Source organism: Streptomyces polyasparticus, from assembly GCF_014493765.1.
Lineage (GTDB): Bacteria > Actinomycetota > Actinomycetes > Streptomycetales > Streptomycetaceae > Streptomyces > Streptomyces polyasparticus.
The window spans coordinates 1-1,150 of sequence record NZ_JACTVJ010000109.1; the positions used below are offsets into that span (position 1 = coordinate 1).

Here is a 1,150-nt window from a genome sequence, read left to right on the forward strand (position 1 = left end):
GAGTCCAGCAACAAAAGGAAAAGTACTTCTCGTTCTCTACAAGGGTGGAGACCATGCCCGTCAGGTCAAGCAACTTTTAGGATGTCTTGAGAACGAATTGGGTATTCGTGATTTCATCGAGAAAAATGGATACGAACTTGTTTCTACTGATAGCAAGGATCCAATTGGAGAATCCGAAGTTGATGAGCACCTCAAAGATGCTGAGATTATTATTACTACTCCATTCTTCCCAGCCTATATCACCAAGGAACGTCTTGCCAAGGCACCAAAGTTGAAGATGTGTGTTACTGCTGGTGTTGGTTCTGACCATATTGACTTGAACGCTGCCAATGAGCACAAAATCACCGTTACTGAAGTCACTGGTTCCAATGTGGTTTCGGTTTCTGAGCATGCCGTTATGACCATTTTGGATTTGGTTCGTAACTTTGTTCCTGCTCACGAACAGGCTGTTAGCAAGGGCTGGGACATTGCTGGAGCTGCCAAGGATTCGTACGATTTGGAAGGTAAGACCGTTGCAACCGTTGGTGCTGGTCGTATTGGTTACCGTATCTTGGAGAGATTGGTGGCTTTCAACCCTAAGAAATTGTACTACTACGATTACCAGGACCTCCCCAAGGATGCAATTGACAAGTTGAACAAGGCTTCTGAACTTTTCAATGGCCATGGAAACATTGTTGAGAGAGTGGAGAACCTTGAAGAGATGCTCGGAAAGTCCGATGTGGTTACCATCAATGCTCCATTGCACGAAAAGACCAAGGGTTTATTCAACAAGGACTTGATTTCCAAGATGAAGGATGGTGCTTGGCTTGTTAACACTGCTCGTGGAGCCATTTGTGTTGCTGAGGATGTTGCCGAAGCTCTCAAGTCTGGAAAATTGAGAGGTTATGGTGGAGATGTGTGGAACGTGCAACCAGCTCCAGACAACCACCCATGGAGAACCATGCGTAACCAATTCGGTGGAGGTAACGCTATGACTCCTCACATCTCTGGTACTTCTTTGGACGCTCAAGCTCGTTACTCTGCTGGTGTTCAGAGCATTTTGGAGAGTTACTTCAGCGGTAAGCACGACTACCGTCAACAAGACGTTATCGTCATTGATGGAGACTACGCTACCAAATCTTATGGTGAAAGACACAAGATGAAATACATA

At 45.5% G+C, this 1,150-nt stretch carries 1 protein-coding gene; it reads left to right on the top strand.

Translation table 11 applies throughout. The features are described 5' to 3' along the window. Nucleotides 1-1,150 (top strand): NAD-dependent formate dehydrogenase (locus tag H9Y04_RS49080; protein ID WP_214662303.1); only part of this gene is annotated, 1,150 nt, incomplete at both ends.